This window comes from Pseudomonas akapageensis, from assembly GCF_011355085.1.
Classification (GTDB): domain Bacteria; phylum Pseudomonadota; class Gammaproteobacteria; order Pseudomonadales; family Pseudomonadaceae; genus Aquipseudomonas; species Aquipseudomonas akapageensis.
Window position 1 is genome coordinate 55310 of the sequence record NZ_VXCP01000033.1, and the last position, 26811, is coordinate 82120.

The 26811-nt window shown below is 62.8% G+C and carries 19 protein-coding genes; 12 read left to right on the forward strand and 7 right to left on the reverse strand.

Going from position 1 to position 26811, the window contains the following annotated elements:
• Positions 1 to 174 precede the first annotated feature (174 nt).
• From F2S13_RS19925 to qhpG, 7 genes are all read left to right on the forward strand, one after another.
• Positions 175 to 2052: a DUF1302 domain-containing protein gene (locus tag F2S13_RS19925; protein WP_166363942.1), complete on the forward strand. Its 1878-nt coding sequence runs from the start codon at positions 175 to 177 to the stop codon at positions 2050 to 2052.
• A 28-nt stretch (positions 2053 to 2080) separates the two neighbouring features.
• Positions 2081 to 3445: a DUF1329 domain-containing protein gene (locus F2S13_RS19930; protein WP_166363944.1), complete on the forward strand. Its 1365-nt coding sequence runs from the start codon at positions 2081 to 2083 to the stop codon at positions 3443 to 3445.
• A 206-nt stretch (positions 3446 to 3651) separates the two neighbouring features.
• Complete coding sequence (locus F2S13_RS19935; RefSeq protein ID WP_166363946.1) at positions 3652 to 6375, forward strand: winged helix-turn-helix domain-containing protein; 2724 nt, start codon at positions 3652 to 3654, stop codon at positions 6373 to 6375.
• A 79-nt stretch (positions 6376 to 6454) separates the two neighbouring features.
• Entirely contained in the window at positions 6455 to 8359 is a 1905-nt protein-coding gene (locus F2S13_RS19940) for a sigma-54-dependent Fis family transcriptional regulator (protein WP_166363948.1), read from the forward strand.
• On the forward strand, positions 8359 to 10080 hold the full coding sequence (locus F2S13_RS19945) for an ABC transporter ATP-binding protein (protein WP_166363950.1): 1722 nt from the start codon (positions 8359 to 8361) through the stop codon (positions 10078 to 10080). Before F2S13_RS19940 ends, F2S13_RS19945 begins: the two co-directional genes overlap by 1 nt.
• Positions 10070 to 10744: a subtilisin-like serine protease QhpE gene (gene qhpE, locus F2S13_RS19950; protein WP_166363952.1), complete on the forward strand. Its 675-nt coding sequence runs from the start codon at positions 10070 to 10072 to the stop codon at positions 10742 to 10744. Before F2S13_RS19945 ends, qhpE begins: the two co-directional genes overlap by 11 nt.
• A complete protein-coding gene (gene qhpG, locus F2S13_RS19955; RefSeq protein WP_166363954.1) occupies positions 10741 to 12045 on the forward strand; it encodes a flavin-dependent monooxygenase QhpG in 1305 nt (434 codons plus the stop codon). The genes qhpE and qhpG overlap by 4 nt, the downstream gene beginning before the upstream one ends.
• A gap of 21 nt (positions 12046 to 12066) precedes the next feature.
• Here qhpG and F2S13_RS19960 read toward each other — a convergent pair whose 3' ends face one another.
• A complete protein-coding gene (locus F2S13_RS19960) occupies positions 12067 to 13560 on the reverse strand; it encodes an aldehyde dehydrogenase family protein (protein WP_166363956.1) in 1494 nt (497 codons plus the stop codon).
• A gap of 451 nt (positions 13561 to 14011) precedes the next feature.
• Between F2S13_RS19960 and peaA the strand changes: the two genes are divergently transcribed.
• The 4 genes from peaA (at position 14012) to peaD (ending at position 18581) form a co-directional block, all read left to right on the forward strand.
• A complete protein-coding gene (gene peaA, locus F2S13_RS19965) occupies positions 14012 to 15589 on the forward strand; it encodes a quinohemoprotein amine dehydrogenase subunit alpha (RefSeq protein WP_166363958.1) in 1578 nt (525 codons plus the stop codon).
• A gap of 88 nt (positions 15590 to 15677) precedes the next feature.
• Positions 15678 to 17108, forward strand: coding sequence for a quinohemoprotein amine dehydrogenase maturation protein (gene peaB / locus F2S13_RS19970; protein WP_166363960.1), 1431 nt, complete (start codon positions 15678 to 15680; stop codon positions 17106 to 17108).
• 1 nt (position 17109) lies between these two features.
• Positions 17110 to 17433: a quinohemoprotein amine dehydrogenase subunit gamma gene (gene qhpC, locus F2S13_RS19975; RefSeq protein ID WP_166363962.1), complete on the forward strand. Its 324-nt coding sequence runs from the start codon at positions 17110 to 17112 to the stop codon at positions 17431 to 17433.
• 29 nt (positions 17434 to 17462) lie between these two features.
• A complete protein-coding gene (gene peaD / locus F2S13_RS19980) occupies positions 17463 to 18581 on the forward strand; it encodes a quinohemoprotein amine dehydrogenase subunit beta (RefSeq protein ID WP_166363964.1) in 1119 nt (372 codons plus the stop codon).
• A gap of 108 nt (positions 18582 to 18689) precedes the next feature.
• Here peaD and F2S13_RS19985 read toward each other — a convergent pair whose 3' ends face one another.
• From F2S13_RS19985 to F2S13_RS20010, 6 genes are read right to left on the reverse strand one after another with little or no spacing between them, the layout of a single operon-like run.
• Positions 18690 to 19574: a ChaN family lipoprotein gene (locus F2S13_RS19985; RefSeq protein WP_166363966.1), complete on the reverse strand. Its 885-nt coding sequence runs from the start codon at positions 19572 to 19574 to the stop codon at positions 18690 to 18692.
• Between the two features lie 22 nt (positions 19575 to 19596).
• Positions 19597 to 20364, reverse strand: a complete 768-nt coding sequence (locus F2S13_RS19990) for a heme ABC transporter ATP-binding protein (protein WP_166363968.1) — start codon at positions 20362 to 20364, stop codon at positions 19597 to 19599.
• Positions 20364 to 21347: a FecCD family ABC transporter permease gene (locus F2S13_RS19995; RefSeq protein WP_166363980.1), complete on the reverse strand. Its 984-nt coding sequence runs from the start codon at positions 21345 to 21347 to the stop codon at positions 20364 to 20366. The genes F2S13_RS19990 and F2S13_RS19995 overlap by 1 nt, the downstream gene beginning before the upstream one ends.
• A gap of 50 nt (positions 21348 to 21397) precedes the next feature.
• Positions 21398 to 22285 (reverse strand): heme/hemin ABC transporter substrate-binding protein, encoded by an 888-nt coding sequence (locus F2S13_RS20000; RefSeq protein ID WP_166363970.1) that lies wholly within the window; start codon positions 22283 to 22285, stop codon positions 21398 to 21400.
• 12 nt (positions 22286 to 22297) lie between these two features.
• Complete coding sequence (locus F2S13_RS20005; protein WP_166363972.1) at positions 22298 to 23353, reverse strand: hemin-degrading factor; 1056 nt, start codon at positions 23351 to 23353, stop codon at positions 22298 to 22300.
• A 16-nt stretch (positions 23354 to 23369) separates the two neighbouring features.
• A complete protein-coding gene (locus tag F2S13_RS20010; protein WP_166363974.1) occupies positions 23370 to 24101 on the reverse strand; it encodes an energy transducer TonB in 732 nt (243 codons plus the stop codon).
• A 242-nt stretch (positions 24102 to 24343) separates the two neighbouring features.
• Between F2S13_RS20010 and F2S13_RS20015 the strand changes: the two genes are divergently transcribed.
• Positions 24344 to 26572, forward strand: a complete 2229-nt coding sequence (locus F2S13_RS20015) for a TonB-dependent hemoglobin/transferrin/lactoferrin family receptor (RefSeq protein WP_166363976.1) — start codon at positions 24344 to 24346, stop codon at positions 26570 to 26572.
• Positions 26573 to 26811 lie beyond the last annotated feature (239 nt).

Sequence of the window (26811 nt, forward strand, 5' to 3'; positions counted from 1 at the left end):
ACCTGCTGGCTATAGTCGGGCCAGGGAATTTTTAGGAACGGGGGTTCGCGCAATTGAATGCGCACTGCCACTTCGGCCGATCAGGGTAGTCGAAACATATCGAAAGACCTGTCGATCGAAGCGTTTTTAGAAGGACTCATTGCCATAACTATAAAAGTACATGGAGTAGCGTCGATGACATCGTTAAACCAGTTCTGGCGCCGGGCGAAACTTCCCCTGGCAGTCAGTCTCGCTTCTACGCTCGCCGGTCCTGCATTCGGCGTCAGCTTCAACATTGGGGAAATCGAAGGCCAATTCGACTCGTCGCTGTCCATCGGGGCCAGCTGGTCGACCGAAAGTCCGAACAGGAACCTGATTGGCGTCAACAACGGCGGCAAGGGCTTGTCCCAGACCTCCGATGACGGCCACCTGAACTTCAACAGTGGCGAAACCTTCTCGAAGATCTTCAAGGGCATCCACGACCTGGAGCTGAAATACGGCGACACCGGGGTGTTCGTGCGCGGCAAGTACTGGTACGACTTCAAGCTCAAGGATGAAGACCTGAACTTCAAGAACATCAGCGACTCCAATCGCAAGGAAGGCGCCAAGTCGGCCGGCAGCCAGATTCTCGACGCCTTCATCTACCACAACTATGCAATCGCCGAGCAACCGGGTTCCGTGCGTTTCGGCAAGCAGGTGGTGAGCTGGGGCGAGAGTACCTTCATCCAGGGTGGCATCAACGCCATCAACCCGGTCGACGTTTCGGCATTCCGCCGTCCGGGCGCCGAGGTCAAGGAAGGCCTGATCCCGGTCAACATGTTCTATGTTTCCCAGAGCCTGACCGACAGCCTTTCTGCCGAGGCGTTCTATCAGCTGGAGTGGGACCAGACGGTTGTAGACAACTGCGGTACGTTCTTCTCGCAACCGGATGTGATTGCTGACGGGTGTACGGATAATCTGCGCCTGCTCAATAGTCGCAAAACCGTTCCTGCGGCAGCACTGCCGTTGCTGGCGGCCAGTGGTGTGGATATCAACAACGAAGGCGTTCTGGTACGTCGCGGTCCCGACCGCGATGCACGCGACAGCGGTCAGTTCGGCGTGGCGTTGCGTTATCTGTTCGAGCCGCTCGACACCGAGTTCGGTGCATACGCCATGAACTACCACAGTCGGGCACCGATTTTCAGCGCCACTGCCGCTTCGCCAGCGGTCTACGCACGTGCAGCGGCAGCCGGAGCATTGGCTCCCCTGATAGTGGCCGGCAACTCCAAATACTTCGTTGAGTACCCGGAAGATATCCGCCTCTATGGTCTGAGCTTCTCTACGACCTTGCCTACCGGCACCGCCTGGAGCGGTGAGGTCAGCTACCGGCCTAATGCCCCGGTGCAGCTCAACACCACCGATATTCTTTACTCTGGTGTGCGCCCGTTGGGTGGTGCTTTTACCAATGCTTCGCTCTTGAGCGGTACGCCTGGCCAGGACCTCAATGGCTACCGTCGCAAGGAAATCACCCAGTTCCAGACGACACTGACGCACTTCTTTGATCAAGTAATGGGCGCCGAACGCCTGACCCTGATCGGTGAAGTCGGTGTGACCCATGTCGGTGGCCTGGAGAGTACCTCCGATGTGCGTTACGGCCGTGACCCGGTCTACGGTCCGGGTTCACTGCCTGCCACCGGTCCACTCAATACCTGCTCGCAGATCCTGAACACCAGCACCATCAACGGCGCAGGCCCGGGCACCTCGACTGCCAACCTCAGTCGCAATTGCAATAACGATGGTTTCACCACGGCGACGTCGTGGGGTTATCGCATGCGAGCCATCTGGGATTACAACGACGTGTTCGCCGGGGTCAACCTCAAGCCTAACGTGGCCTGGTCCCATGACGTCGATGGCTACTCGCCAGGTCCTGGCGGTAACTTCGAGGAAGGTCGCAAGGCTGTCAGTCTGGGGATGGACGCTGAATACCAGAACACCTACACCGCCAGCCTGTCCTACACCAACTTCTTCGACGGCAGGTACACCACCGTGGATGATCGCGACTTCGTTGCGCTCAGCTTCGGCGTGAACTTCTAAGCATCCGGATTTCGGGACGACTATGAGAATGAAAATGACAAAAGGTCTGTTGCAGGTCGGTGTTCTGGGCATGTCGTTGCTCGCAGCCAACGTGATGGCGGCGGTTTCGGTCAGCGAAGCGGCCAAGCTGGGTACCACCCTGACCCCGATGGGCGCGGAAATGGCAGGCAATGCCGACGGTTCGATTCCGGCCTGGAAGCCGATGTCGAAAACGGCCGGTGCTGTCGATAGCAAGGGTTTCCTGGCTGATCCTTATGCCAATGAGAAGCCGCTGTTCACCATCACGGCGCAAAACGTCGACCAGTACAAGGACAAGCTCGCTCCGGGCCAGTACGCGATGTTCAAGCGTTACCCGGAAACCTTCAAGATGCCGGTCTACCCATCCCATCGTGGTGCCACCGTGCCCGACGAGGTGTTCGCTGCCATCAAGGAAAACGCCACCAAAACCAAGCTGGTCGCCGGTGGCAACGGTCTGGAAGACTTCAAGACTGCCGTGCCGTTTCCGATTCCCCAGAATGGCGTGGAAGTCATCTGGAACCACATCACCCGTTATCGCGGCGGTAGCGTGAAGCGCCTGGTCACCCAGGCCACGCCGCAGCCGAACGGCTCCTACAGCCTGGTGTACTTCCAGGACCAGTTCGTCTTCCGCGACAAGATGAAGGACTATGATCCGGCGAACCCGGGCAACATTCTCTTCTACTTCAAGCAGGAAGTGACGGCGCCGTCCCGTCTGGCCGGTGGCGTGCTGCTGGTTCACGAGACCCTTGACCAGGTCAAGGAACCGCGTCTGGCGTGGGTCTACAACGCCGGTCAACGTCGTGTTCGCCGCGCCCCGCAGGTTTCCTACGACGGCCCGGGTACTGCCGCCGATGGTCTGCGTACCTCCGACAACCTCGACATGTACAACGGCGCGCCGGACCGCTACGACTGGAAACTCGAAGGCAAGAAAGAGATGTACATCGCCTCCGACAGCTACAAGCTCGATTCGCCGAACGTGAAGTACGCCGACATCATCAAGGCCGGGCACATCAACCAGGACCTGACCCGCTACGAGCTGCGCCGGGTCTGGCATGTGGTCGCCACCTTGAAGGAAGGCCAGCGTCACATCTACGCCAAGCGTGACTTTTACATCGACGAAGATACCTGGCAGGCAGCGGTGATCGACCACTACGACGGTCGTGGCCAGCTGTGGCGTGTCGCCGAGGCGCATTCCCAGGACTACTACAACGTGCAAGTGCCGTGGTACACCCTGGAAACTCTCTACGACCTGCAGTCCGGCCGCTACCTGGCACTGGGCATGAAGAACGAAGAGAAGTCGGCTTATGACTTCGGTTTCACTGCCACGACGGCGGACTTCACTCCTACCGCCTTGCGTCAGTCGGGCGTTCGTTAAACCCCGCCGAAACCTTGGAGAACCAACAGAAACGCCCCGGCTTGCCGGGGCGTTTCTGTTGGTGCACGTGCGATCGCAGGGCTTGAAGCTTTTTGTTCAAGTCTTTCGCGACGACTTGTGACAAAAAGCCTTCAGTTGCGCCGATATACAGGCTAGTCTGCGGACATCTGCAACGCCGACCCCAGCACTACCAACAAGAGCCGGCCATGACTGATCTGTCCCGCATGCAAGGGTTTAACAGCCAGGCGACCCCGACACTGGAGGGGCGATTCTATCGTCCGCCATTGCCCGAAGGTCACGTCGCGCGCGCGCGATTGTGCGAGCGCTTGAGCGCAGGCCTGGGCGGTCGTTTGCTGTTGGTCAGTGCACCGGCGGGTTTTGGCAAGAGCTCGCTGGCGATCGAATTCTGCCAAGGGCTGCCGAGCATGTGGCAGAGCCTTTGGCTGGACCTGAGCCGGCGCGACAGTGATCCGGGGCGCTTCCTCGAGCGTCTGCTCGAAGGCTTGCAGCAACACTTCCCGCAGTTGGGTAGCCAGGCGTTGGGGTTCCTGAAAATGCGCCAACGCCACCAGCCCTTCGCCTTCGAAGAATGGCTCGACGGTTTGCTCGACGAATTGTCAGGGCAGTTGTCGTCCAGTCATCCGGTGCTGCTGGTACTGGACGATTACCACCTGGCCCAGGGGCCAGTGCTGGATCGCTGCCTGCAGTTCTTTCTCAATCATTTGCCCGCCGGGTTGGTGGTGCTGGTGACCAGCCGCCAGCGTCCGGATTGGCACCTGGCGCGGTTGCGCCTGTCCCGGCAGCTGGTCGAGCTCAATGAGCAGGACCTGCGCTTGACCAACGATGAATTCCTGGCCGTGCTAGGCCCGCACCGCGCCCGGTTGCGCGGCCAATCCCTGGATAACCTGATCCAGCGCAGCGAGGGCTGGGTGGCCGGGCTGCGGTTCTGGTTGCTGGCAGCGGCCGAAGCCGGCGCTGAGGCCGCGCTGCCTCAGGTGCTGCATGGGGGCGAAGGGTTGATCAGGGATTACCTGCTCGAAGAGGTGATCGAGCGCCTGCCCCAGGAAGTCCAGGCGTTCCTGTTCGATACCGCTTGCCAGGAGCGTTTTTGCAGCGAACTGTGCGACGCCATGCGCGAAGCTCACGACAGCGAGCAGATTCTGCATTACCTGCATGCGCACCAGGTGTTTCTGGTGCCGCTGGACGAACACGGTCACTGGTTTCGTTATCACCATCTGTTTTCCGACCTGCTGCGCACACGCCCGGCCAGCGTTTCGGCACCCAGCCTGCACTTGCGTGCCTGCCGCTGGTTCAACACCCAGGGTTTGCTAGACGAAGCGATCGAGCAGGCCCTGCGTGCCGGGCATCTGGATGTGGCGGCCAACCTGGTGCAGAACCTGTCCGAAGAGCAGCTGCTGGCCGAGCAGAACATCGGCATGTTGCTGCGCTGGAAGATGGACTTGCCCGAAAGCCTGCTCAGCAGCACCCCGCGCCTGATCGTGCTCTACAGTTGGGCGCTGGCTCTGGCGTGCCAGCTCGATGCTGCCGAAGAACTGGCCAGCCAGTTGAGCAATTTCCTGCCAGCTCCTTCGGCGACCGCGCAAAAATCGATGCTGGCCCAGTGGCTGGCCTTGAGCGGCATCATTGCCCGGGGGCGGGGTAACCGCGAACTGACCCTGGCCTACTGCAGCGAGGCGCTGCAGAGCCTGCCACGCAAGCGCTACGGCCAACGCCTGATGTGCCTGTCGACCTTGTCAAACCTGGCGATCGTCGACAACGACTTCTGGCGTGCACGGGGCTGGAACCGTGAAGCCCTGGAAATGGCCCAACGCGTCGGCAACCCGCTGTTCGAAGCGCTGGCCCATTATGATCGGGCCCGGGTCCTGCACGCTCGCGGAGAGGTATTGCGCGCGCTCGACGAGGTCCGCCAGGGGCTGCAGCGCTTGCAAGGGCTGTCGGCGCAGCGCCTTTACTCGATAAGGGCGCGGCTGACCTTGTATGAAGGGTTTCTGCTGGTCGTGCGTCTCGAGAACGGGGCCGGTCGCATCCGGCTGCACGCAGGCCTGGTCGAAGCACGGGCTTGTCGGGATGTCAGCGTCTTGATCGGCCATTGCGTGATCGCCTGGCTCGATGGTCGGGAAGGTCGATACGCCGAAGCTTTTGCCGAGCTGGCCGAAGCCGAGCGCTTGATGCACATATGGGACGTGCCGCCGGTTTTCTACCTGGCCATGATCACCCAGGTCAAATGCGAGCTGTGGCTGGCCCAGGGGCGTACCGATCTGGCCGAGGCCTGGCTGGTGCGACTGGCCCATACCTACGGTGGCGAGCATGCCGCCCCCGCGCCGGAGTTTCACCCGCAACTGCCATTGCACATTGAACTGCTGCAGGCGTCGCTCGATCGCACCCAGCAACGCTTGCCGCAAGCCGAGCAGCGCCTGCAGGCGCTGGTCGAACGCGGCAAGGCCAGCGGGGCGCAGCTATTGTGCGTCAATGCCTTGAATCAGTGGATCGGCCTGTTGCTGGGCAGCGGTCGTGAAAACCAGGCCAGGCAATTGTTCCCGCAAAGTCTCATGGCTGCCCAGGGCGGCGCTCTACAACCTTTCCAACGACTGATCGCCGACCACCCGGCCTGGCTGCGCGAGCAGTTGCAGCACAGCCCGAAATGCCCGGTGACCACCGCACTGCTGGCGCTGCTGCCGGCCAGTGAGCCTCATGAGGTGCCCGCCTGCAGCAACGATCAACTCAGTGCTCGGGAGCTTTCGGTCTTGCAGCTGATTGCCCAGGGATACTCGAACCAGGAAATCAGCAATCGGCTGTTCATTTCCTTGCACACGGTCAAGACCCATGCCAGTCATATCAATGGCAAGCTGGGCGTCGAGCGGCGCACCCAGGCCGTGGCCAGGGCCAAGGAGCTTGGCTTGTTGGGCTGAGCACGACACTCGGTGGTTGCCACAGCCTTTACGTTAACGTAAATATAGACAAGCTGTGCGTACCGATCCGGAGCGACACATGAACGTCATAAAAACAATAAATGGCAACCTGCCCCAGGATGCCCGTCTGGCCCGTGAAAAACTGAACATCGATGGCCAACTGCCCGATGGCATTCTGCGTGCCGAAATCGATGCCTCATGGCGACGCAGCCTGGGCCATGGCGTGCACTGCAATAGCCGTACGGCGCTCGACCTGGAGTCGGCATCGAGTCTCGATGTGCTGCTGGCCAGCAATCGCCTGCTGCTCGATGCAGCTGCGGCCGAGGTCGATTACCTCAAGGCGCGCCAGGGCAAGGAAGGCTTGATCATCCTGGCCAATGCCGATGCCACCATCCTGGCGGTCGAAGGCCGCTCCGAAGACCTCAAGCGCAGTGGGCTGGACGATATCGCCCTGGGCACCTGCTGGAGCGAAGCGGTGCGCGGCACCAATGCGCTCGGCACCGCACTGGTGGAAGCGCGCACGGTGCAGATCGACTGCGGCGAGCACTACCTCGACAGGTTGAGCGATTTTTCCTGCACCTCGGTACCGATTCACTGCCCGCAGGGTGACCTGCTCGGCGTACTCGACCTCACGCGCCAAGGGCCGCTGGGTCGCGTCCAGGACAGCACCGCGCTGCTCTCGCTGGCGGTCAGTCAGATCGAGGGGCGCCTGTTCAATGCCAGCTACCCGGACCAGATCGTGCTGGCGTTTCACAGCCGCCGCCAATACCTCGATTCGCCCTGGCAGGGCCTGCTGGCGCTGGATCTGGAAGGTCGCATTCTTGCGGTCAGCAACCAGGCCTGCCAGCTACTCAAAGACTCGCGCATCAGCTTGATTGGCCAGCGCTGCGACAATTTTCTCGGCATGCGCCTGGATCAGTGGCTGGCGCGCATCGCCCAGGGCGGCATCAACACGGTCGAAACCGCCAAGGGCTCCTTCTTCTACAAGGCCCTGCAGGTTCCACTGCGGCCCATCAGCGTCGCCGGTACGCTCAAGCGTCCCGCCAAGGTCGTGCCCGGCCAGCCCGACCTGGACTCCCTGGGCATGGGCAACAGCCGCTATAGCCGTGCGTTGCGCATGGCGCGCCAGGGCCTGGCCAATGAATTGCCGGTGCTGCTGCTGGGCGAAACCGGCAGCGGCAAGGAAGTGGTCGCGCGAGCCCTGCACATGGCCGGTGCGCGCAGTGAAAAACCCTTTGTCGCAGTCAATTGCGCGGCAATTCCCGAAGGCTTGATCGAGTCGGAGTTGTTCGGATATCGCGAAGGCGCCTTCACCGGCTCTCGCCGCGGTGGCGTGGTTGGCCGCCTGCAACAGGCCCATGGCGGCACGCTGTTCCTCGATGAGATCGGCGACATGCCCCTGGCCTTGCAAGCGCGTTTGCTACGGGTGTTGCAGGAACGCAAGGTCGCCCCGCTGGGGGCTGCCGAAGAGCAGGATCTGGATGTGGCGATCATCTGCGCCACCCACCGTGACCTCAAACGTCAGGTGGAAGACAAGCAGTTTCGCGAAGACCTCTACTACCGGGTCAACGGCATCAGCGTGCAGTTGCCGGCACTGCGCGAACGCGACGATCTGAGCCAACTGATTTCGAGTCTGTTGACCAAACTGGGTGCCGGCACGGTGAAACTGTCGAGCGAGCTGTCCGAGTTGTTCGCCCACTACCACTGGCCGGGCAACATTCGCCAACTGGAGATGGTCTTGCGCACACTGCTGGCGATGCGTGAAGAGCATGAAACCGAGCTGGGTCTCGAGCACTTGCCCGACAGCATGCTCGAGGAATTGAGTGCGGTAGAACGGCCCCAGAGCGGGCGCATCCGCGACAATGAGCTGGAGTTGATCCGTCAGTCCCTGGAGCAGCATCAAGGCAATGTCTCCGCTGCTGCCGATGCCCTGGGCATCAGCCGCGCGACCCTGTATCGCAAGCTCAAGCAGTTGCACAGCTGATGCAAAGACTGATTACCCGACTGATCGACAGCAAGGACCCGCAGACACTGCAGCACTCCCTGCAATGGCTGTACGGCTTCGTGCGCCCCCACCGCCTGGCCATTGCCGGCCTGCTGGGGTTGTCGTTGTGCGCGTCCTTGCTGGTGCTGGTGCAACCCTGGCTGACCAAGCTGCTGATCGATGATGGTCTGCTGGCGCGGAACTTTTCCCAACTCGTGCTGATTGCCGGACTGATGATTGCCGCGGGCCTGATCGGCACGTTGCTCTCCGGGGTCAACCGCTACCTGCATACCCGCTTGTCCGGGCGCATCCTGTTTGCCTTGCGCGACGAGCTGTACCAGCACTTGCAGACGCTGTCGCCGAGCTTCTACGGCAAGCGCCGGATCGGCGACCTGATGTCGCGTCTGGACGGTGACGTCGCTGAAATCCAGCGCTTTGCCGTCGATTCATTGTTCTCGGCGGTTTCCAGTGTGATCGGTCTGGTCTGTGCCGTGGCCATGCTCCTGACCCTGTCCTGGAAGCTGTCGTTGCTGGCACTGGTGCTGATCCCGCTGGATGTGCTGTGGCTGCGCTGGATGCGGCGCAAGGTCGAGCGTGAAGTGCGGCAGCTGCGCGAACGCTCGGCGGATGTTTCGTCTTTTCTGGTCGAGACCTTGCCGGTGATGAAGTTCATCCAGTCGGCCGGCCAGCAGCAGCGTGAGGCGCGGCGCCTGGAGGGATTGGGCCAGGGCTACATGAGCCAGTTGCTGCGGCTTCAGGTCACCGAATTCTTCACCCAGGCGGTGCCCGGCACCCTGACCTCACTGTCGCGGGCTTGTGCTTTTCTCATTGGCGGATATTGGGTGGTGCAGGGCACCTGGCAACTGGGCGCCCTGATTGCCTTTTCGACGTACCTGGGCATGGCGGTAGGGCCGGTACAGAGCTTGTTGGGCCTGTATGTGGCGTTGCAACGAATGACCGTCAGCCTGGGGCGGGTCATGGAGCTGCGCGGTGAGCAACCCGGTGTCAGCAGCCCTGCGCAACCCGGGCCAATGCCAACGGCCGGGGAGCTGTGCTTCGAGAACGTCCACTTCAGTCATCCCGACCGGCCGGCCATTCTGCGCGGCGTCGAAGCGCGCATGCCCTATGGACGCAAGATTGCCCTGAGTGGCGCGTCCGGAGTCGGCAAGTCGACCCTGATCGATCTGCTGCAACGCTTCTACGATCCGCAGGAAGGCCGAATCCTGCTGGACGGCTGCGACCTGCGTGAACTCGATCTGTATGAACTGCGCCGCCGAATCGCCGTGGTCAGCCAGGATATCGTACTGTTTCGTGGCAGCCTGGCCGATAACCTGGCCTACAGCGTGCCCTTTGCCAGCCGCGACGCGATTGCCGAAGTGGCGCGTCTGGCGCGGCTGGACAGCCTGATCGAGTCGATGCCCGAAGGGCTCGACACACCCCTTGGCGAGCGCGGCCAGCAATTGTCCGGCGGGCAGAGGCAGCGCATCGCCATTGCCCGGGCCTTGTTGCAGGACCCTTTGATTCTGGTGCTGGACGAGGCCACCTCGGCGGTCGACGAAGCCACCGAGCGCGAAGTCATCAGTGCCATCGACCAGTTGTTTGCCGGGCGTACGCGCATCCTGATCAGTCATCGCCCTTCGACCCTGGCCGATGCCGACCTGCGTTTCGAGTTGGTCGATGGCCTGCTCAGTGCGCCGCAGGAGCGCGTCCATGAGAGCTGAGCTGCGCATAGGTATTGTCGATAGCGGGCATGCGCCGGATCAGGGTCAGGTGATTGCCGGGCGGCGTTTCCAGTTGGCTGCCGAGGGGCTCGACGAGGGCCCGTTGCAGCCCGACAGCCTCGGCCACGGCAGTGCGGTCCTGGCGGCCATTGCCCAGCGTGCGCCAGATGCACAGTTTTGCGTGGCCCAGGTATTCGATGCCCGCGGGGTCACCAGTGCCTTGCAGATCGCCGCTGCGATCGACTGGCTGGTGGGTTGTAATGTACGACTGATCAATCTCAGCCTCGGGTTGCGCCAGGATCGCGATCTGCTGCGTCAGGCCTGTGCTGCGGCGCAGGCAGCGGGGGTCATGCTGTGTGCGTCCAGCCCGGCCCAGGGCGAAGCCGTTTATCCGGCCAGCTATCCGGGGGTCGTGCGGGTGACTGGCGACGCTCGTTGCCTTGCAGAACAATGGTCGTGGCTCGACAGTGCTCAGGCTGACTTTGCGGCCTGCGTGCGCAGCGACGACCCGCGTCGTTCCGGGGCCAGTCTCGGCTGCGCGGCGTTGAGCGGGCATATCGCCGCCTTACTGCTGCAAAACCCGCACGCCAGCGACCCTGAAGTGCTCGCCTGGCTGCGCGAGCACGCCAGCTTCCGGGGGCCGGAACGCCGGACTGCGCCATGAGCCGAATTGTGATCCTGGGGGCGGGACCGGCGGGTGCAGCTGTCGCGCTGGGTTTGCGAAAACTTGGCCTTCAGGTGTGTATCGTCAGCGAATGGCGCCGTTTCGCCGCGCTTGAGGGGGTGTCCCAGCGGGTGCTCGAGGGCTTGCGTTCAGCGGGCCTGCAACGGGCGCTGGCCAACGCCACCCAACCGTCCCAGCGTCAGGTGCTATGGAACGGCGAACAGCACGCACGCAATGTCGAATTTCTGCTAGATCGCCCACGCTTCGACCGGGGGCTGCGCGAGGACCTGCAATCAGCCGGCGTCAGCCTGATCGAAGGGCGCGTGCTGACGGTCACGACAACCGAGGCGGGGCATCGAATTGCGCTCGATGGCGGCGAAACCTTGCAGGCCGATTTTCTCGTCGAAGCCCGCGGCCGGCAGGCGCCGCAGGCTGGCGCCACGGGCAGGGCGGTGCGCGGGCCGGAGACGCTGAGCCTGCTCAATCGCTGGCAAGGTCTGCCGGGCAAGACTGCCAGTGCGGTGCAGAGCCTGGAGGACGGCTGGGTGTGGATGGCCCGCCAGGCCGATGGACGCTGCTATTGGCAGCTGACGGTGGATGTCGCCAGCGCTGACTTGCCGGGCAAGGCGCAACTGCTCGATTACTGTCGCGAGCGCCGCCAGCGTTTACCGATGGCGCAAGCGTTCTTTGAAAACGGTGATGAAACAGACCTGCAACTGCACGCCCGCAGCAGCACGGCAATCCTCAGTCAGCAGGCCTGCGGCGACAACTGGATTCGCGTCGGCGATGCCGCCATGGCGGTCGATCCACTCTCGGGCAATGGCATCTTCCAGTCCTTGTCGTCGGCGCTACAGGCGCCTGCCGTGATCAATACCCTGCTGCACCAACCGCAGCGGGCAGGGTTGGCCCGGCAGTTTCACCAGCAGCGGGTCGAGCAATTGTTCTGGCGTTTTGCCCGCATCGGGCGCGACTTCTATGCCCAGGAGCAACAGTGGCCGACGAGCCCGTTCTGGCAGGCGCGCAGCGGCTGGCCGGATGCCGAGCCTGCGCACCGTCCTGTGGATTTCGCCGCATTGAAAATTCAATCCGCTCCCGTGCTGCGCGACGGGCTGGTGGAGGCGGCGCAAGTGGTGATCACCCCGGATCAACCGCTGGGGATCTGGCATATCCAGGGTGTCGAACTGGCGCCACTGGTCAGCCGCCTGCAACACGAACCTGCGCAGCAGGTGCTGGCCGGGTTGTCCGAAGAGCAGGCGCGCACCATCCGCAGCTGGTTGCTCAGCCAGGGTTACCGGCCCTGAAACCAGGGCCGGTGGCCGGCTTCAGAGCTTGATCAGCACCGACTTGAGCTCGGTGTAATGCTCGATGGCCGCAGCGCCCATTTCCCGGCCCACGCCAGACATCTTGTAACCGCCAAACGGCAGTGCCGGATCCAGCGCACTGTGGCAATTGACCCAGACCGAACCGGACTTGATGCGCGGGATCATCCGGTGCACGGCCGCCAGATCATTCGACCAGATGCTCGCACCCAGGCCATAGGGGCTGTCGTTGGCCATGCGCAGGGCCTCTGCCTCATCGTCGAAGGGAATGGCCACCAGCACCGGGCCGAAGATCTCTTCCTGCACCAGCCGGCTGTTCTGGTCGACGTCGACGATCACCGTTGGTTTGACGAAATACCCAGGGCCGAACTGCTCGCCACCGCAGGCGATGGTTGCACCGCTGTCGCGGCCCATTTCGATGTAGTTGAACACCCGTTGCTGCTGTCTGGCCGAAATCAGCGGACCCATCTGCACAGTGGGGTCCATGCCGTTGCCGAGCTTCATGCTGTTGGCGATGCCAGCGATGTCGGCCACCACATTGTCGAAGTGTTTGCGGTGCACATACAGTCTGGAGCCGGCGCAGCAGACCTGGCCCTGGTTGAAGAAGATCGCGCTGGCGGCTCCGGCGGCGGCGCTGGCGAGGTCAGCATCGGGCATCACGATGGTCGGCGATTTGCCGCCCAGTTCCAGGGTTACGCGAGTCATCGACTCCATGGCGACCTTGCCGATCTGCTTGCCCACTTCGGTGGAGCCGGTGAAGGTGAGCTTGTCCACCAGCGGGTTGTGGGTCAGCGCCGAACCTGCAGTAATGCCGGTGCCGGTGACGACGTTGAACACCCCGCTGGGGTAGCCGGCTTCCAGCACCAGTTCTGCCAGTTTCAGTGCGGTCAGTGGGGTTTCGTCGGCGGGCTTGAGCACCACGGTGCAGCCGGTCGCCAGCGCCGGGCCCAGCTTCCAGCACGCCAGCAGCAAGGGGAAGTTCCACGCCACGATGGCGCCGACCACGCCAATCGCTTCGCGGCGAATGAAGCCGTGAAATTGGTCATTGGGCATCAGCGGCAGGGATACATCCACGGTCGAGCCTTCGATTTTGGTGGCCCAGCCGGCCATGTAGCGCAGGAAATCGATGGCCAGTTGCACGTCCATGACCCGTGCGACCGCTGCGCTCTTGCCGTTGTTCAGGCATTCGAGCTGGGCGAGGATTTCGCCGTCACGTTCAAGCAGGTCGGCCAGGCGCCAGAGCAGGTTCTGCCGCTCGCGTGGACGCGTGCGGCTCCAGGCCGAATCATCGAAGGCCTGCCGCGCAGCCAGCACGGCGCGGTCGACATCGGCCGCCGAGGCCGACGGCACCTTGCACAGCACTTCGCCGGTGGCCGGGTTGCGCAGGTCCATGGTGGCGCCATCGGCGGCGGTGACCCATTCGGCGCCGATCAGCATGGTCGGTGTGCGTTGCAGGAATGCCTGGGTGGCGGGATGCAGTGATGGTGTTGCGGACATGGCGATGGCCTCTTGTTGTTCGGGGGATGGAAGCCCTTTCGCAACCGCTGTGCCAATGCCGAATTTTTTATTCAACTCATTGTTTTATAAATATTTAATGCAATCTATCGATCGCAGTTCCAAGCGCTGCCTGTCGCATTCTGCGACAACGCTGAGACGCACTCGGACAACGGCGACAGGGCCGCGTTGTCGGGCTGTCTCAGAGTGGAACAGCTGTCGCGAAATTAAACGTTCAGTCCTCCGCGTGCTCCTTTCAAATGACCGCCTAAACTGTCCCCAAGCCTTGAAATACGAGGCAATGCTCGATTTGGCACACTAGTTGTATTGCTCCCCTACAAGTGACTCTCGGGCCTGAGCCCTGCCTGATCCAAGCTCAGCAGGCCGAGAGATCGATAACAAAAGCACAGACTTGAAAACGATAAGAATAAGTCCCGTGGGAGGTCAGACGTTGATGAAGAGAACACTCCGCTTGAGCATGACCAGTGGCCTGTTGGCGGTTGCCGCATGCCTGGCCCTGCATCCCGAGCAAAGCCAGGCCCGCGACGCGCAGACCATTCTCAAGGAAACCTGTCAGGGCTGTCACACGCCTGAAGGTGAAAACGCCTTGAGCCGCATCAGCCACCAGCGCAAGACCCCGGAAGGCTGGCTGATGAGCATTGCGCGCATGCAGACCATGCACAATCTGCAGATCAGCGACGAAGACCGCCGCACGGTGGTCAAGTACCTGGCCGATACCCAGGGCCTGGCGCCGAGCGAAACCGATGGCGTGCGTTATGCGCTGGAGCGTCGGCTCAATACGGTCGAGCAGTTCGACGATCAAACCAAGCAGATGTGTGGCCGCTGCCACTCCGGTGCGCGGGTCGCCTTGCAGCGGCGTCCTGCCCAGGAATGGGAACGTCTGGTGAACTTCCACCTGGGCCAATGGCCGTCGCTGGAGTATCAGGCGCTGGCCCGTGACCGCGACTGGTTCGATATCGCCCGCAAGGACATGGTGCCGCTGCTGGCCAAGCGTTACCCACTGGACACTCAGGCCTGGAAGGACTGGCAGAAAAACATGCCCAAGGCCGAGGCCATGGTCGGTCAATGGAGCTTCAGCGGCCATATGCCGGGCAAGGGTGAGCTGGGCGGCATCATGACCGTCAGCGCCAACGGTACCGACCAGTTCAAGGTCGCGGTCGATGGCCAATATGCCGATGGCAGCCCGTTCAAGGGCGAAGGCAGCGCAATTCTCTACAGCGGTTACGAATGGCGCGGCAATGTCACGGTCGATGGCGTGAACATGCGCCAGGTGTTCGCGGCCAAGGGCGGCGAACTCAAGGGCCGGATGTTCGACAAGGCCCACGACGAGCGGGGCCTGGATTTCGTCGCGGCCAAGCAAGGCACCAAACAGTTGCTGGCCGTGCAGCCTGGCTACCTGAAGGCCGGCAGTGAAGGCGAAGTCACCCTGATCGGCAGCGGCCTGGAAGGCAAGCCGTCGTTCGGCAAGGGCGTCGAGGTTGTTGAAGTGCTGGAGCAGACGCCGGAGCGCCTGCGGGTCAAGCTCAAGGCGGCTGCCGATGCGGCACCGGGCGTGCGTGCTGTCAGCGTCGGTGCTCTCAAGGGTGTGAACCTGGCGGTCTATCGTGACATTGCCGAGGTCAAGGTCGTGCCGGCCTTCTCGGTGGCGCGTATCGGTGAGGGCGGTGGCTCGACGCCGAAAGTCCAGGGCCGCTTCGATGCCGAAGCCTGGGGCAAGGGCACCGATGGCAAGCCGTACCGCATCGGTGTGTTCCCGGCGCAGTGGAAGGTCGAGGCCTTCGACGAGCGCGCCAAGGAAGACGAAGACGTCAAGTACGCCGGCACCATGCAAGCCGATTCCGGGGTCTTCACCCCGGGCGATGCCGGGCCCAACCCGCAACGCAAGATGTCGACCAACAACGCCGGCAACCTGAAGGTCATTGCCGCCGTGGATGACGCCGGCAAATCCCATACCGGCGAAGGTCAGATGATCGTCACCGTGCAACGCTGGAACAATCCGCCCATTCCTTGAGAACCCGTTGCGGGGCCCCTGAGGTTAGGCATTGAGTCAGTAACAAGGAGAGGGTCGGCACCGACCGGCCTTTCTCGAGGAGGTTGCAATGGGCGTCATCTTGAATCTGGTAGAGCGCAATCTGCATGAAGTCAGCGTCGATGCAGCGCGCATGTTGTTTCACATTCCGAGCAGTTCGCTGTTCGCCAGCGATGAGCTGACCGGCGAAATCATCGACACCCTGCGTGGCGAGGGCTGTTCTTCGGAAACCCTGGTCGAGCGCCTCGCCGCGCGCTTCAATGGCGAGGAAATCAACGAAACCCTGCGCGAGCTGATTGCGCTGGAACTGGTCAGTGACGGCTCGCCGCTGACCCCGGAAGTCGGCGTCAAGCGGGTCGAGCGCACGGCGCTGAACACCGTGGTGCTGAACGTCAACACCGGCTGCAACCTGAGCTGCACCTACTGCTACAAGGAAGACCTGGACAAGCCCTCGGCCGGCAAGAAGATGGGCGCCGAGACGGCCGAAGCCTCGGTGGAAATGCTGCTCAAGGAGTCCCCTGACGAACCCAGCTACACCGTGGTGTTTTTCGGTGGCGAACCGCTGAGCAACCGCAAGTTGATCGAACACATGGTCGATTACTGTGAGAAGCGTTTCAGTGAAGCCGGCAAGCGTGTCGAGTTCGTCATGACCACCAACGCGACGCTGCTCACCGAAGAGACGGTGGACTACCTCAACGCTCACCGCTTCGGGCTGTCGGTAAGTATCGACGGACCGAAGACCGTGCACGACCGCAACCGTATCACCGTGGGCGGGCAGGGCACCTATGACGTGGTGCGGCGCAAGGCCGAGATGCTGCTGTCGCGCTACAACAGCCGTCCGGTGGGCGCGCGGGTGACCCTGACCACCGGCGTCACCGATGTCGAAACCATCTGGGATCACCTGTTCAACGAACTGGGTTTTGCCGAAGTCGGTTTCGCGCCGGTGACCAGCGGCGACATCAGCAGTTTCAACCTGACCAGCGAAGAGCTGATCCAGGTGTTCGCCAACATGAAAGCCCTGGGCCGGCGTTACCTGGCAGCAGCGCTGGAGCACCGCAACATCGGTTTCTCCAACCTGCATCAACTGATCACCGACATCCACGAAGGGCACAAGAAGGCGCTGCCGTGCGGTGCCGGGCTGAAGATGCTGGCGGTCGATCACAAGGGTGAGTTGAACCTGTGCCACCGCTTCACTGGCTCGTCGTTGCCGACCTTCGGCAACGTTCACAGCGGGGTCAAGCAGGTCGAACTGAACGACTTCCTCTCACAGCGCCTGGACCGGACCAACACCGGCTGCGACAGCTGCCGCATCCGCAATCTGTGCTCCGGCGGCTGCTACCACGAGAGTTATGCGCGTTACGGCGACCCGGCTCACCCGACGTACCACTACTGCGAACTGATGCGCGACTGGGTCGACTTCGGCATCGAAGTCTACAGCCGGATCATGGCGGGCAACCCCGCGTTCATCAGCAGCTACATCACTCCGCGCAAGGCCCACTGACATGAAACATCTCAAGCCAATCAATAATAAAGCCCTCAAGCTCGAACAGGCCGCCGATGAAAACCGCATCGAAGAAGTGGTGGCCATGAACTCCGTCGCCGGCTGCGCCTCGACCACCGACCCGGGTTGGGAAATCGACGCCTTTGGCGGTGTGTCGTCGCTGTGCCAGCCGATGGAAGCCGACCTCTATGGCTGCTCCGACCCTTGCTGGTGGCCGGCCCAGGTGCCGGACATGATGAGCACCTACCCCGACTGGAACAAAGATGCCCAGGCCTCCAACGACAGTTGGCGCAACCTTGGGACCGTGTTCCCGGACGACAAATGAGCGGACAGCCGAACAAGAGGGAAAACAGCATGCTGCACACTGCTACTCGCGGCCTCGCCGCCATCGCCATTCTCGGCGCCTGCTCATTCACCGCCCACGCCGAGGAGAGCAAGGCGCTCGAGGCCGGGCACGAATACATGGTTGCCACCAACTACCCGAACAATCTGCATGTGATCGACCTGCAGAACGACAGCCTCTACAAGACCTGCCAGATGCCCGATGCCTTTGGTCCGGGGACCGTGCAATTGTCCCCGGATCGCAAGATCGCTTACGTGCTCAACAACCATTACGCCGATGTCTACGGCGTCGAGCTCGACAGCTGCAAGCAGGTGTTCCACGCCAGCATCACCCAGCAACCTGGAGAGAAGGCTCGCTCGATGTTCGCCTTCACCGTCAGCCATGACGGCAAGGAGCTGTACACCGTCGCCAATCCGACCTTGATGCTCAACGACCACTATGAGGTCAAGCAACCGCGCCTGGACGTCTACGCCACCGATGCCGGCATGGATGCCAAACCGGTGCGCAGCTTCCCGGCGCCGCGGCAGCTGACCATCATGCAAAGTGGCGACGACGGTACCTTGTATGTGGCCGGGGCGGACGTCTACAAGGTCAACGTCAAGACCGGCAAGTTCGACGTGCTGATCCCCAGCCGCCACTGGAAGCGCCCGCTGTACAGCGCACCGGACGTGCTCTATGTATGGAACCAGCAAACGCACCGGCATGATTTCTCGCTGCTCTACACCACAGCGAAGTTCAAGGACAAGAAAGAAGACCCGGCCACGGCGGACTACCTCTATGGCTTCTTCAACATTGACCTGGCCACCGGCAAGACCGAGACCGTCGACTTCGGCCCATTGACCGAAATCTACTTCAGCGGCATGCGCTCGCCGAAAGACCCGAACCTGATGTATGGCGTGCTCAACCGCCTGGCCAAGTACGACATCAAGGAGAAGAAGATGCTCCAGGCCGCGAACCTGGATCACTCCTACTACTGCATTTCGTTCAACAAGGCGGGGAACAAGATCTATCTGGCAGGGACGTTCAACGACGTGGCGATCTTCGATGCCGATTCGTTGAAGCAGATCGGCAAGATCCAGTTGCCTGGGGGGGATATGGCGATTACTACGGCGCAGATATTTACGCGTTGAGCCGTTAGGGCCTCATCGCTGGCAAGCCAGCTCCCACAGGATTGTTCACAGAATTGTGGACCAACCGAGACTCTCTGTGGGAGCGGGCTTGCCCGCGATGCGATCGTCCTAACGCCGCAATTTCGCACAATGATCCTGCTCCGGCTGCGCCGCTGTGTACCACACGTAATCAGCACTCTCAGCCGTCACCGGCTTCCCCACCTCAGCCAGAATCAACACCGCATTCCCCTCGCCAGCACCCAGGTCCTTCAGGTGCAACGGCACCCCCAGATCCTTGCGCACATGGAAAGCCCCCGCCAACAACACCGCAGGCTGCGGCGCGGCCAGCAGGCGTTCGGCCATGCGGCGGTCACGCTGCTGCTGCACGGCGAGCATTGCCGGCATCTGCGATTCGGGCAACAGGCCGCAATGGGACTCACGAATGTCATCGAGCAACGTCGCTTGAACCTGTTTGGTCGTGGACGCTTCGCCGGTAAGCAATGGCCGCTGCTTGTAGATCTGCATGATCTGTGCACGATCCAGGTTGGCCGACATCAGCGGGTAGGGTTGGCGCAGCGCGTAAGTAACCAATGCACCGTACAGGCTCCAGTCCCAATTGGCCTGCCACGCCAGTGCCTGATAGGGATCGGCCGGTGGCTGGCCGGCACGGGTCGCAGCCTGCGCGGCATCGACCTTGGCCTGCTGGTCCGGGTTGATCATTTCCATCAACAGGCTGCCTTGCGGGCGTTGCGCTGCCATTTCGCGCAGCAGCCACAGTTGCAGGGCGTGGTGGTCGGGGTTGTCGTGTTGTTCGCCGACCAACACCCGCGGCGCGGCAGCCAGACGTTCGACCAGCTCTTGTGGGCTGAGGGTGCGGCCCGTGGCCAGTTCGCGGATGACGCCGAGTTCGGCATGGTCGCGATTTTCAGGGGCAATCGGAGCCGGTGGTGGGGTGACGTGATGAGATTGGCAGGCAGCCAGCAGGCTGAACATGCAAAGCAACACAATGCGCATCGGGTTTCCTTAGGGGCTGATATCAGCGCGCAATAATCAGGGGATGACCACGTTCGGGGTGCTGCTGGATGAGGACCTGCAACCCATACACCGCCTCCAGTGCCTCGGCCGTCAGGACTTCATCCGGCGAGCCATAGCCATGGGGACGACCGTCCTGCAACAGCAACAGGTGATCGCAGTAACGCGCCGCAAGATTGAGGTCGTGCAGGATCACCAGCACCGCGGCGCCACGCCCGGCGAAATCGCGCACGGCCTGGAGGATGGTGTGCTGGTGCAGTGGGTCGAGCATGGAAGTCGGCTCGTCCAGCAGCAGGGTCTGCCCCACGGCGCCTGGCCACAGCTGGGCAAGGACGCGCGCCAGGTGCACGCGCTGGCGCTCGCCACCGGAGAGGGCCAGGTAACTGCGCCCGGCCAGGTGGCTGGCGTCGGCGGCACTGAGCGCCTCGGCAACGATTTCGGCATCGCGCACCCGGCCGCTGGCATGGGGCAGGCGCCCCATGCCCACCACTTCATTGACCGAGAAGGCGAAGTTCAAGCTCGAACTCTGGGGCAACACCGCCAGACGTTTCGCCCGCGCCTGGCCCGGCCAGTCGGCCAGCGGTCGCGTGTCGAGGCTGACCTCGCCAGCGCTTGCCGGCAGCTCGCCGCACAAGGCGCCGAGCAGGGTGCTTTTACCGGCGCCGTTGGGGCCCAGGACACCCAGGACTTCACCTGCGCGCAGCTCGATATCGATGTCCGCCAGCACGGTGCGAGTGCCGCGCCGTACCAGCAGGTTCTTGGCTCGCAGCATCAGGAACGCCCTCGCACCAACAGATAAAGGAAGAAGGGCGCACCGATGAGTGCGGTCACGATCCCGATCGGCAGTTCCGCCGGCGCCAACAGCAAGCGCGCGACCAGATCGGCCAACAACAGCAGGCTGGCACCGGCCAGCAACGACGCCGGTAGCAGCACCCGATGATCGGGGCCGACCAGCAGGCGCATCAGGTGCGGCACCACCAGGCCGATAAAACCGATCAGGCCGGCCGCCGCCACGGCAGCGCCGACGCCCAGCGCCGTGCAGATCACCAGCTCCAACTTGATCCGCTCAATATCGAAGCCCAGGTGGCGGGCCTCGGATTCGCCCAGCAGCATCGCATTGAGCGCCGGTGCCCGGCGTGGCAACCACAGCGCCACGCCCACCGCCACGATCAGCAATGGCCACAAGCGTTGGTAGCTGGCACCGTTGAGGCTGCCCAGGTTCCAGAAGGTCAGGGTGCGCAGGGTCGCGTCATCGGCCAGATAAGTGAACAGGCCGACACCGGCGCCGGCCATCGCCGTCATTGCCACGCCGGCCAGGAGCATGGTGGCGACATTGGTCTGTCCATCGATGCGGCCGAAGCGATACACCACCGCCGTGACGACCAGGCCACCGGCAAAGGCGCAGACTGACAACAGATAAGGTTCTACTGCTGGTGGCACGCCACCCAGCAAACTGCCACCGACGATAGCGAGGGCCGCACCCAGGGCCGCACCGCCGGAAACCCCGACCAGACCCGGGTCTGCCAGTGGGTTGCGGAACAATCCCTGCATCGCCACCCCGGACAGCGCCAGGACCGAGCCGACGGCGATGCCGAGCAGGCTGCGCGGCATGCGAATCTGCCCAAGGATCAACTCCGCCTGCTGCGTGCCGCTGCCATCGACCGGCACACCGAGCAGACGCAATCCGGCCAGCAAGGTATCACTCAGTGGCAGGCTGACCGGTCCCAGGGCCAGGGACAGCCAGAACACCAACAGTAGCAACAGGCCAAGCACCATCAGCGTTGGCCGCGGACGAAACATGGCCGTCATCGCTTGATCTCGGCGGTCTGGGCCTGGGCGGAAGGATAAAACGCGGTCGAGAGCATACTCAGAGCGTCCGGTACCCGAGGACCGAGGCCACCCACCAGCAGGGTCGGGTCGATGACCACCACCCGGCCATCGCGACCGGCCCGGGTTTGCGCCAGGATCGGATTCTGTTGGAGCAACGCCGCACGGGCGGCATCGCCCTCAAGCCGGCCTCCGGCGAAAATGATCACCTCCGGATCCAGTGCCAGCATGGCCTCAACGGAAACCGGCTTGTAGCCGTTGTGGTCACCCAGGCTTTGCCCGCCGGCCTGGTTGATCATCCAGGCGGCCAGGGTGTCCTTGCCGGCCACCTGCAGATTGCCGCCGGAATGGCTGAGCAGCATCAACACCCGGGGTGCCTGGTGATGTTGCTGCGCCTGCTTGACCCACGCGGCCTGGCTTTGCAGGCGCTGGCGATAGCCATCGAGCAGTGTCTGCGCCTGGGCCTGATTGCCGAGCAATTGCCCGAGTTGGGTCAGGTTGTGTTCCAGGGCTTGCACATCAGGCTTTGCCGAGAGCAATTCGATGCGTACGCCACCGGCCTTGAGCTGTTCCAGTACTGGCGGGGCGCCCATTTCATTGCTGCCGACCAGAATGTCCGGCCGCAGGGCGAGGATCCCTTCAGCTGCAAGCGCGCGTTGGTAGCCGATGCCGGGCAGGCTGTGCAGCGAACGCGGGTACTGGCTGGTGCTGTCGACACCGACCAGCTTGCTTTCGCCGCCAAGGGCGACCACCCACTCGCTGAACGCGCCGCCGGCGCTGACCCAGCGTTGCGGCAAGGCGTCAGCGGCAGTGGCCAGTTGGCTCAAGAGCACGCCAGCGCAAGCCAGCAGTGTTGTCATACGCATCGAGACGCTTCCTTAGCCGATCAAAGTGGGGGCGGATTCTGCCAGGGCACGCCAGTCGTCACGCTCCGAGATGCCCGGCTTGCGTGCGCCGAACAACTGGATGACCAGTTCGCCTTCGGCATCGAAGCCTTCGTAACTGGTGATGATGCCGTCTGCGCTCGGCTTGCGCACGCGCCACAGTTCGGTGATGCCCGTTGTCTTCAGATGCAGGTTGAATTCCGGGTCGAGCACGTTGAACCAGGTGTCCATCCAGCGCAGGTTGCTGACGGTGCCGGAGTGGATCTGGATGCAATGCTTGTTGCCCACGAACACCATGATCGGCACTTCGCGCTTGCCCGCTTCTTCAATCACCTTGATCAGTTCGACGGTGGCCAAAGGCTCCGCCCACTCGTGGCCGGCCAGGCGCAGGGCCTGGGTGCGGGCAACGTCATGGCGCTTGAGCAGGGCGAAAAAGTGATGGGTGTCCTGCAGCTGCGACCATTCGCTGCGCATGGCGGCGGCATCGATATCGTCGTCGGCACGTGCTGCCTTGGCTTCGGGCAGAGGTTGCAGGTCCAGTTCGGCGGTCTGTTCCTCGGCGCGGAAACGCTCGACCAATGGCGCCCAGGCGGCTTCCTCGCTCTTGGCAGTCAGGTAGACCTTGTGCACGGCCAGGCCCTGGCGGTCGAACACCTGGATGCTGCGCTGCGGGCCGCGGGTGGTGGCTTCGTCAACGGCAAACACGCTGGCCCAGCCGCTCAGGAACAGGCGCAGGTCGATATCGGCGGACACCACCAGGCCCATCTGACCGCTGCCCATCACCGTCACGTCGCGATAGAAACCCTTGCGTTCATGCACGCAGTGCTCGTTGCGGGTCAGCGCCATGATGTAGCCCAGCTCACCGAGTGCCGGCAGCAGTGCGGCCCAGTCCGGGCGCAGGCGCACCGCATCGGTACCCAGGCGGCTGGCGGTCAGCTCGGCCTCGCTGACGCCCAGTCTGGCGGCGGCATCGCGAGCGCGTACACCGACTTGTTCAGCACGAAGCTGTTGCCAGTTCTGGTAGAGCGCGGGTGCTGTGTGTGCAGTCATGTGAAGCTCCTCAGGATCAACGGTTCGCCGTCAGGGCGAATTCTATGGGTATTTCCACGCGGCTGGGCACGGCCCGGCCGTCAACGATTTCGGGGCGAAAGCGCCAGCTCTTCACGGCTTCCAGCGCCGCCTGATCAAGACTTTCCACACCCGAGGACTTTATCAGCGTGAGCTTTTGCTGCTGACCGCGCTCATCCAGACACACCTCGACCCGCACGATGCCTTGCTGGTTGCGGCGTCGTGCCACAGAAGGGTAGCGGGGCGCCGGTGGTGGCGTGACGAAGCTGGGGCGCAGGCTGACCACGGGGGTGAGCGGTGGGGCCGGCGCGGCAATGGATGGCGCCGTCGGGCTGACGGTTTTTGCGGGGGCAGGCTGGGTCTCCGTCTGCACCGTGGCGGGTGTCGAGTGAGTGGCTTGTGACGGGCGCGGTTCAGGACGCTGGGGTGGTGGTGTCTTGGTGATGACCGGTGTTTTCGCGACCGGCAGCGGCTTGGGCTGCGCGGTGTCCGGTTTGGCCGTCACGGGCACCTTCACTGGCGTTGGCGCCTCGACCTGCTTGCGCTCAGGTGCTGGTTGGGTACGCGGTACCGGCACCGGCTGGGCGAGCGGAGCGAGGTCGACCAGCTGGATTGCCATCGGTGGTTGCCAGGCCAGCGGCTCGGGCTCTGCCCGAAGATCGCGCAATAGCCAGCCCACGCTCAAATGCAGCGCGATGGACACCAGCAGGTAGGACCAGAAGTGCTTCATGCACGTTCGTTCTGTTTAGAAATATAATGCGTATGGTAATAATTTGCATTTGCAAGTCAAGCTGGATTATCTTCGCCGCCGCTGCCAAACGAGCGTTTGCCAAGACCAGCCCCTCGCAGAAAGGGACCGAACGCTGTGATTCCTAAAAAAATCAGACACATGCCGGACAGTTCGACCCGCTGACGCAGGACCGCAAAAGGCCTGCCGGCGCGTGCCAGCTGTCAGACCCAGGAGTAAGTTAGATGTCGATTCACCCGCCATTTGCCCGTCGTCCCTGGCTTGCCTTGCTGCTGCTTTCGCCATCGCTGGCCCTGGCTGCAGAGACAACGACTCAGTTCGACACCGTCAGCGTGACCGCTACCCGTACCGAGCAGACCCTGATCAAGGTGCCCAGCACCGTGTCAGTCCATACCGAACGCGAAATCGACCAGTTCAACGACAAGGACCTCAAAGACCTGGTGCGCTACGAACCGGGTGTTTCGGTCAGCGGCACGGGCGATCGTTTCGGCCTCAAAGGCGCCAATATCCGTGGTATCGACGGCAACCGGGTCCTGACCCAGGTCGACGGCGTGCGTGTGCCGCAGAGCAACTTCTTCAGCCCGTTCCAGGACGTGCGCAGCAACTACGTCGACCTCGACACGGTCAAGACCGTGGAAATCATCCGTGGCCCGGCGTCCTCGTTGTACGGCAGTGACGCCATCGGCGGTGCGGTCAGCTACCTGACCAAGGATGCCGCCGACTACCTGGACGAAGGCGACGACACCTATGCCCGCCTGAAAACCGGCTACGACGGCAGCGACGACAGCTGGCAGCGCAGCGCCACCTTCGCCGGCCGCCTGGGCAGCGTCGATGGCCTGTTGCACCTCGGCCGCCGCGATGGCCAGTCCACCGACACCTGGGGCGGTAACGGCGGCACCGGCGTGGGCCGCGAAGAGGCCAACCCGCTCGACTACACCACCAAGAATCTGCTGGCCAAACTGGGTTGGGACTACGCCGAAGGCGACCGTCTGCAGTTCACCTACGAGCGCTACGAGGACGATGCCAACAGCAACCTGCTCAGCGACATCACCTCCCGAGCGACCCAGACGACCCCGGCCATTCTGGGTTCCCAGGCCGAGGACAGCATCGACCGCACCCGCTACAGCCTGGCGCACACCCTGAGCCTGGACAGCCTGCTGGCCGACAAGCTGCAATGGCAGTTGAACTACCAGGAAAGCGACAACAGCCAGAAGACCCAGCAGCAGCGCCGGACCACTGCGTTGGTCAACCGTCTTCGCACCCGTGACTCGCAGTACGACGAGCGCCTGTGGAGCCTGAATACCCAGCTGGACAAGGAATTCGCCATAGGCGACACGCGCCACTACCTGATCTACGGCGCCGAGGTCAGACGCACCGACGCCAGCAACCTGCGCACGGGCCGCGAAGTGCGCCTGGACACCGGCGCGGTGATCGCGCCGCCGGAAAACTTCCCGGTCAGCGACTTCCCGGATCCGACCAGCGATTCGCTGGGCCTGTTCGTCCAGGACAGCATCGAGATCGGCCGCTGGACCTTGCTGCCAGGCGTGCGTTACGACTACTACCGTCAGACGCCCCATGTCACCGACGAATTCCTCAACGGCTTGCCGTCGGATACCGATCCGTCGCGCGTCACGGACGATCACATCTCGCCGAAATTCGGCGTGACGTATCAACTGACCGAGCACGAAAGCCTCTACGGCCAATACGCCGCCGGTTTCCGCGCTCCGCCCATCACCGGCATGTTCGGCGAGTTCAGCAACCCGCAGCAGGGCTACCAACAGATCGGCAACCCGGACCTCAAGCCTGAAACCAGCAACAGCTTCGAAACCGGCCTGCGCGGTCGTTATGACCTGGGCAGCTTCGGCCTTGCGCTGTTCTACAACAAGTACAAGGACTTCATCTCCAACACCATCGTGCCCAATCCAAATGGCAACGGCCTGACGACCTTCCAGAACCGCAACCTCAGCAAGGTCACCATCTACGGCGCCGAAGCCAAGGGCGATATCAAGCTCGACGCCTTCATGCCCGCCGGCACCCACGCCCTGGGCTCGATCGCCTATGCCCATGGCGAAGATGAGGATACGGGTGAACCGCTCAACAGCATCGACCCGCTCAAGGCCGTCATGGGCCTGGGCTACAACGCACCGAGCGGCGTGTTCGGCGGTCAGTTGACCTGGACTGTGGTCCAGTCCAAGGATCGCGTCGATCACACTGGCGATTCTGCGGCCCTGATCAACAGCCAGTTCGAAACCCCCGGCTACGGCGTGCTCGACCTCAACGCCTGGTATCAGGTCACCGAATCGGTTTCGATCAACGGCGGCCTGTTCAACCTGACCGACAAGAAGTACTGGAACTGGGGTGACGTGCAGGGCCGCGATGCCGACTCGCCGAGCCTGGGCCGTTTTACCCAGCCAGGGCGTTATGCGGCGGTCAACCTGATCTGGGAGATCTGATTACGCTCGGCTGAGCTGATCGCGGCCAGGACCGCTCCCACGGATGCTTTTGCTCAGCGTCCGTGGGAGCGGCTTTACTTTTGGGGGGGCACATCATGTAGCCGCTGCCGCACGGCTGCGCTCGCGTGCGAAGCGCGCGCAAAATCGCAAGATCGCCGGGGGCCTTCGGCCCCAGCGCAGCCTGCGGCAGCGGCTACAAGGGATCGGCCAGAATTTCCATGTAATCAAATGGACTCGCC

Excerpts from the sequence above, each read along its gene's own strand:
- F2S13_RS19925 (WP_166363942.1), top strand. The coding sequence starts at position 175 with ATGACATCGTTAAACCAGTTCTGGCGCCGGGCGAAACTTCCCCTGGCA.
- F2S13_RS19930 (WP_166363944.1), top strand. The coding sequence starts at position 2,081 with ATGAAAATGACAAAAGGTCTGTTGCAGGTCGGTGTTCTGGGCATGTCG.
- F2S13_RS19935 (WP_166363946.1), top strand. The coding sequence starts at position 3,652 with ATGACTGATCTGTCCCGCATGCAAGGGTTTAACAGCCAGGCGACCCCG.
- F2S13_RS19940 (WP_166363948.1), top strand. The coding sequence starts at position 6,455 with ATGAACGTCATAAAAACAATAAATGGCAACCTGCCCCAGGATGCCCGT.
- F2S13_RS19945 (WP_166363950.1), top strand. The coding sequence starts at position 8,359 with ATGCAAAGACTGATTACCCGACTGATCGACAGCAAGGACCCGCAGACA.
- qhpE (WP_166363952.1), top strand. The coding sequence starts at position 10,070 with ATGAGAGCTGAGCTGCGCATAGGTATTGTCGATAGCGGGCATGCGCCG.
- qhpG (WP_166363954.1), top strand. The coding sequence starts at position 10,741 with ATGAGCCGAATTGTGATCCTGGGGGCGGGACCGGCGGGTGCAGCTGTC.
- F2S13_RS19960 (WP_166363956.1), bottom strand. The coding sequence starts at position 13,560 with ATGTCCGCAACACCATCACTGCATCCCGCCACCCAGGCATTCCTGCAA.
- peaA (WP_166363958.1), top strand. The coding sequence starts at position 14,012 with ATGAAGAGAACACTCCGCTTGAGCATGACCAGTGGCCTGTTGGCGGTT.
- peaB (WP_166363960.1), top strand. The coding sequence starts at position 15,678 with ATGGGCGTCATCTTGAATCTGGTAGAGCGCAATCTGCATGAAGTCAGC.
- qhpC (WP_166363962.1), top strand. The coding sequence starts at position 17,110 with ATGAAACATCTCAAGCCAATCAATAATAAAGCCCTCAAGCTCGAACAG.
- peaD (WP_166363964.1), top strand. The coding sequence starts at position 17,463 with ATGCTGCACACTGCTACTCGCGGCCTCGCCGCCATCGCCATTCTCGGC.
- F2S13_RS19985 (WP_166363966.1), bottom strand. The coding sequence starts at position 19,574 with ATGCGCATTGTGTTGCTTTGCATGTTCAGCCTGCTGGCTGCCTGCCAA.
- F2S13_RS19990 (WP_166363968.1), bottom strand. The coding sequence starts at position 20,364 with ATGCTGCGAGCCAAGAACCTGCTGGTACGGCGCGGCACTCGCACCGTG.
- F2S13_RS20000 (WP_166363970.1), bottom strand. The coding sequence starts at position 22,285 with ATGCGTATGACAACACTGCTGGCTTGCGCTGGCGTGCTCTTGAGCCAA.
- F2S13_RS20005 (WP_166363972.1), bottom strand. The coding sequence starts at position 23,353 with ATGACTGCACACACAGCACCCGCGCTCTACCAGAACTGGCAACAGCTT.
- F2S13_RS20010 (WP_166363974.1), bottom strand. The coding sequence starts at position 24,101 with ATGAAGCACTTCTGGTCCTACCTGCTGGTGTCCATCGCGCTGCATTTG.
- F2S13_RS20015 (WP_166363976.1), top strand. The coding sequence starts at position 24,344 with ATGTCGATTCACCCGCCATTTGCCCGTCGTCCCTGGCTTGCCTTGCTG.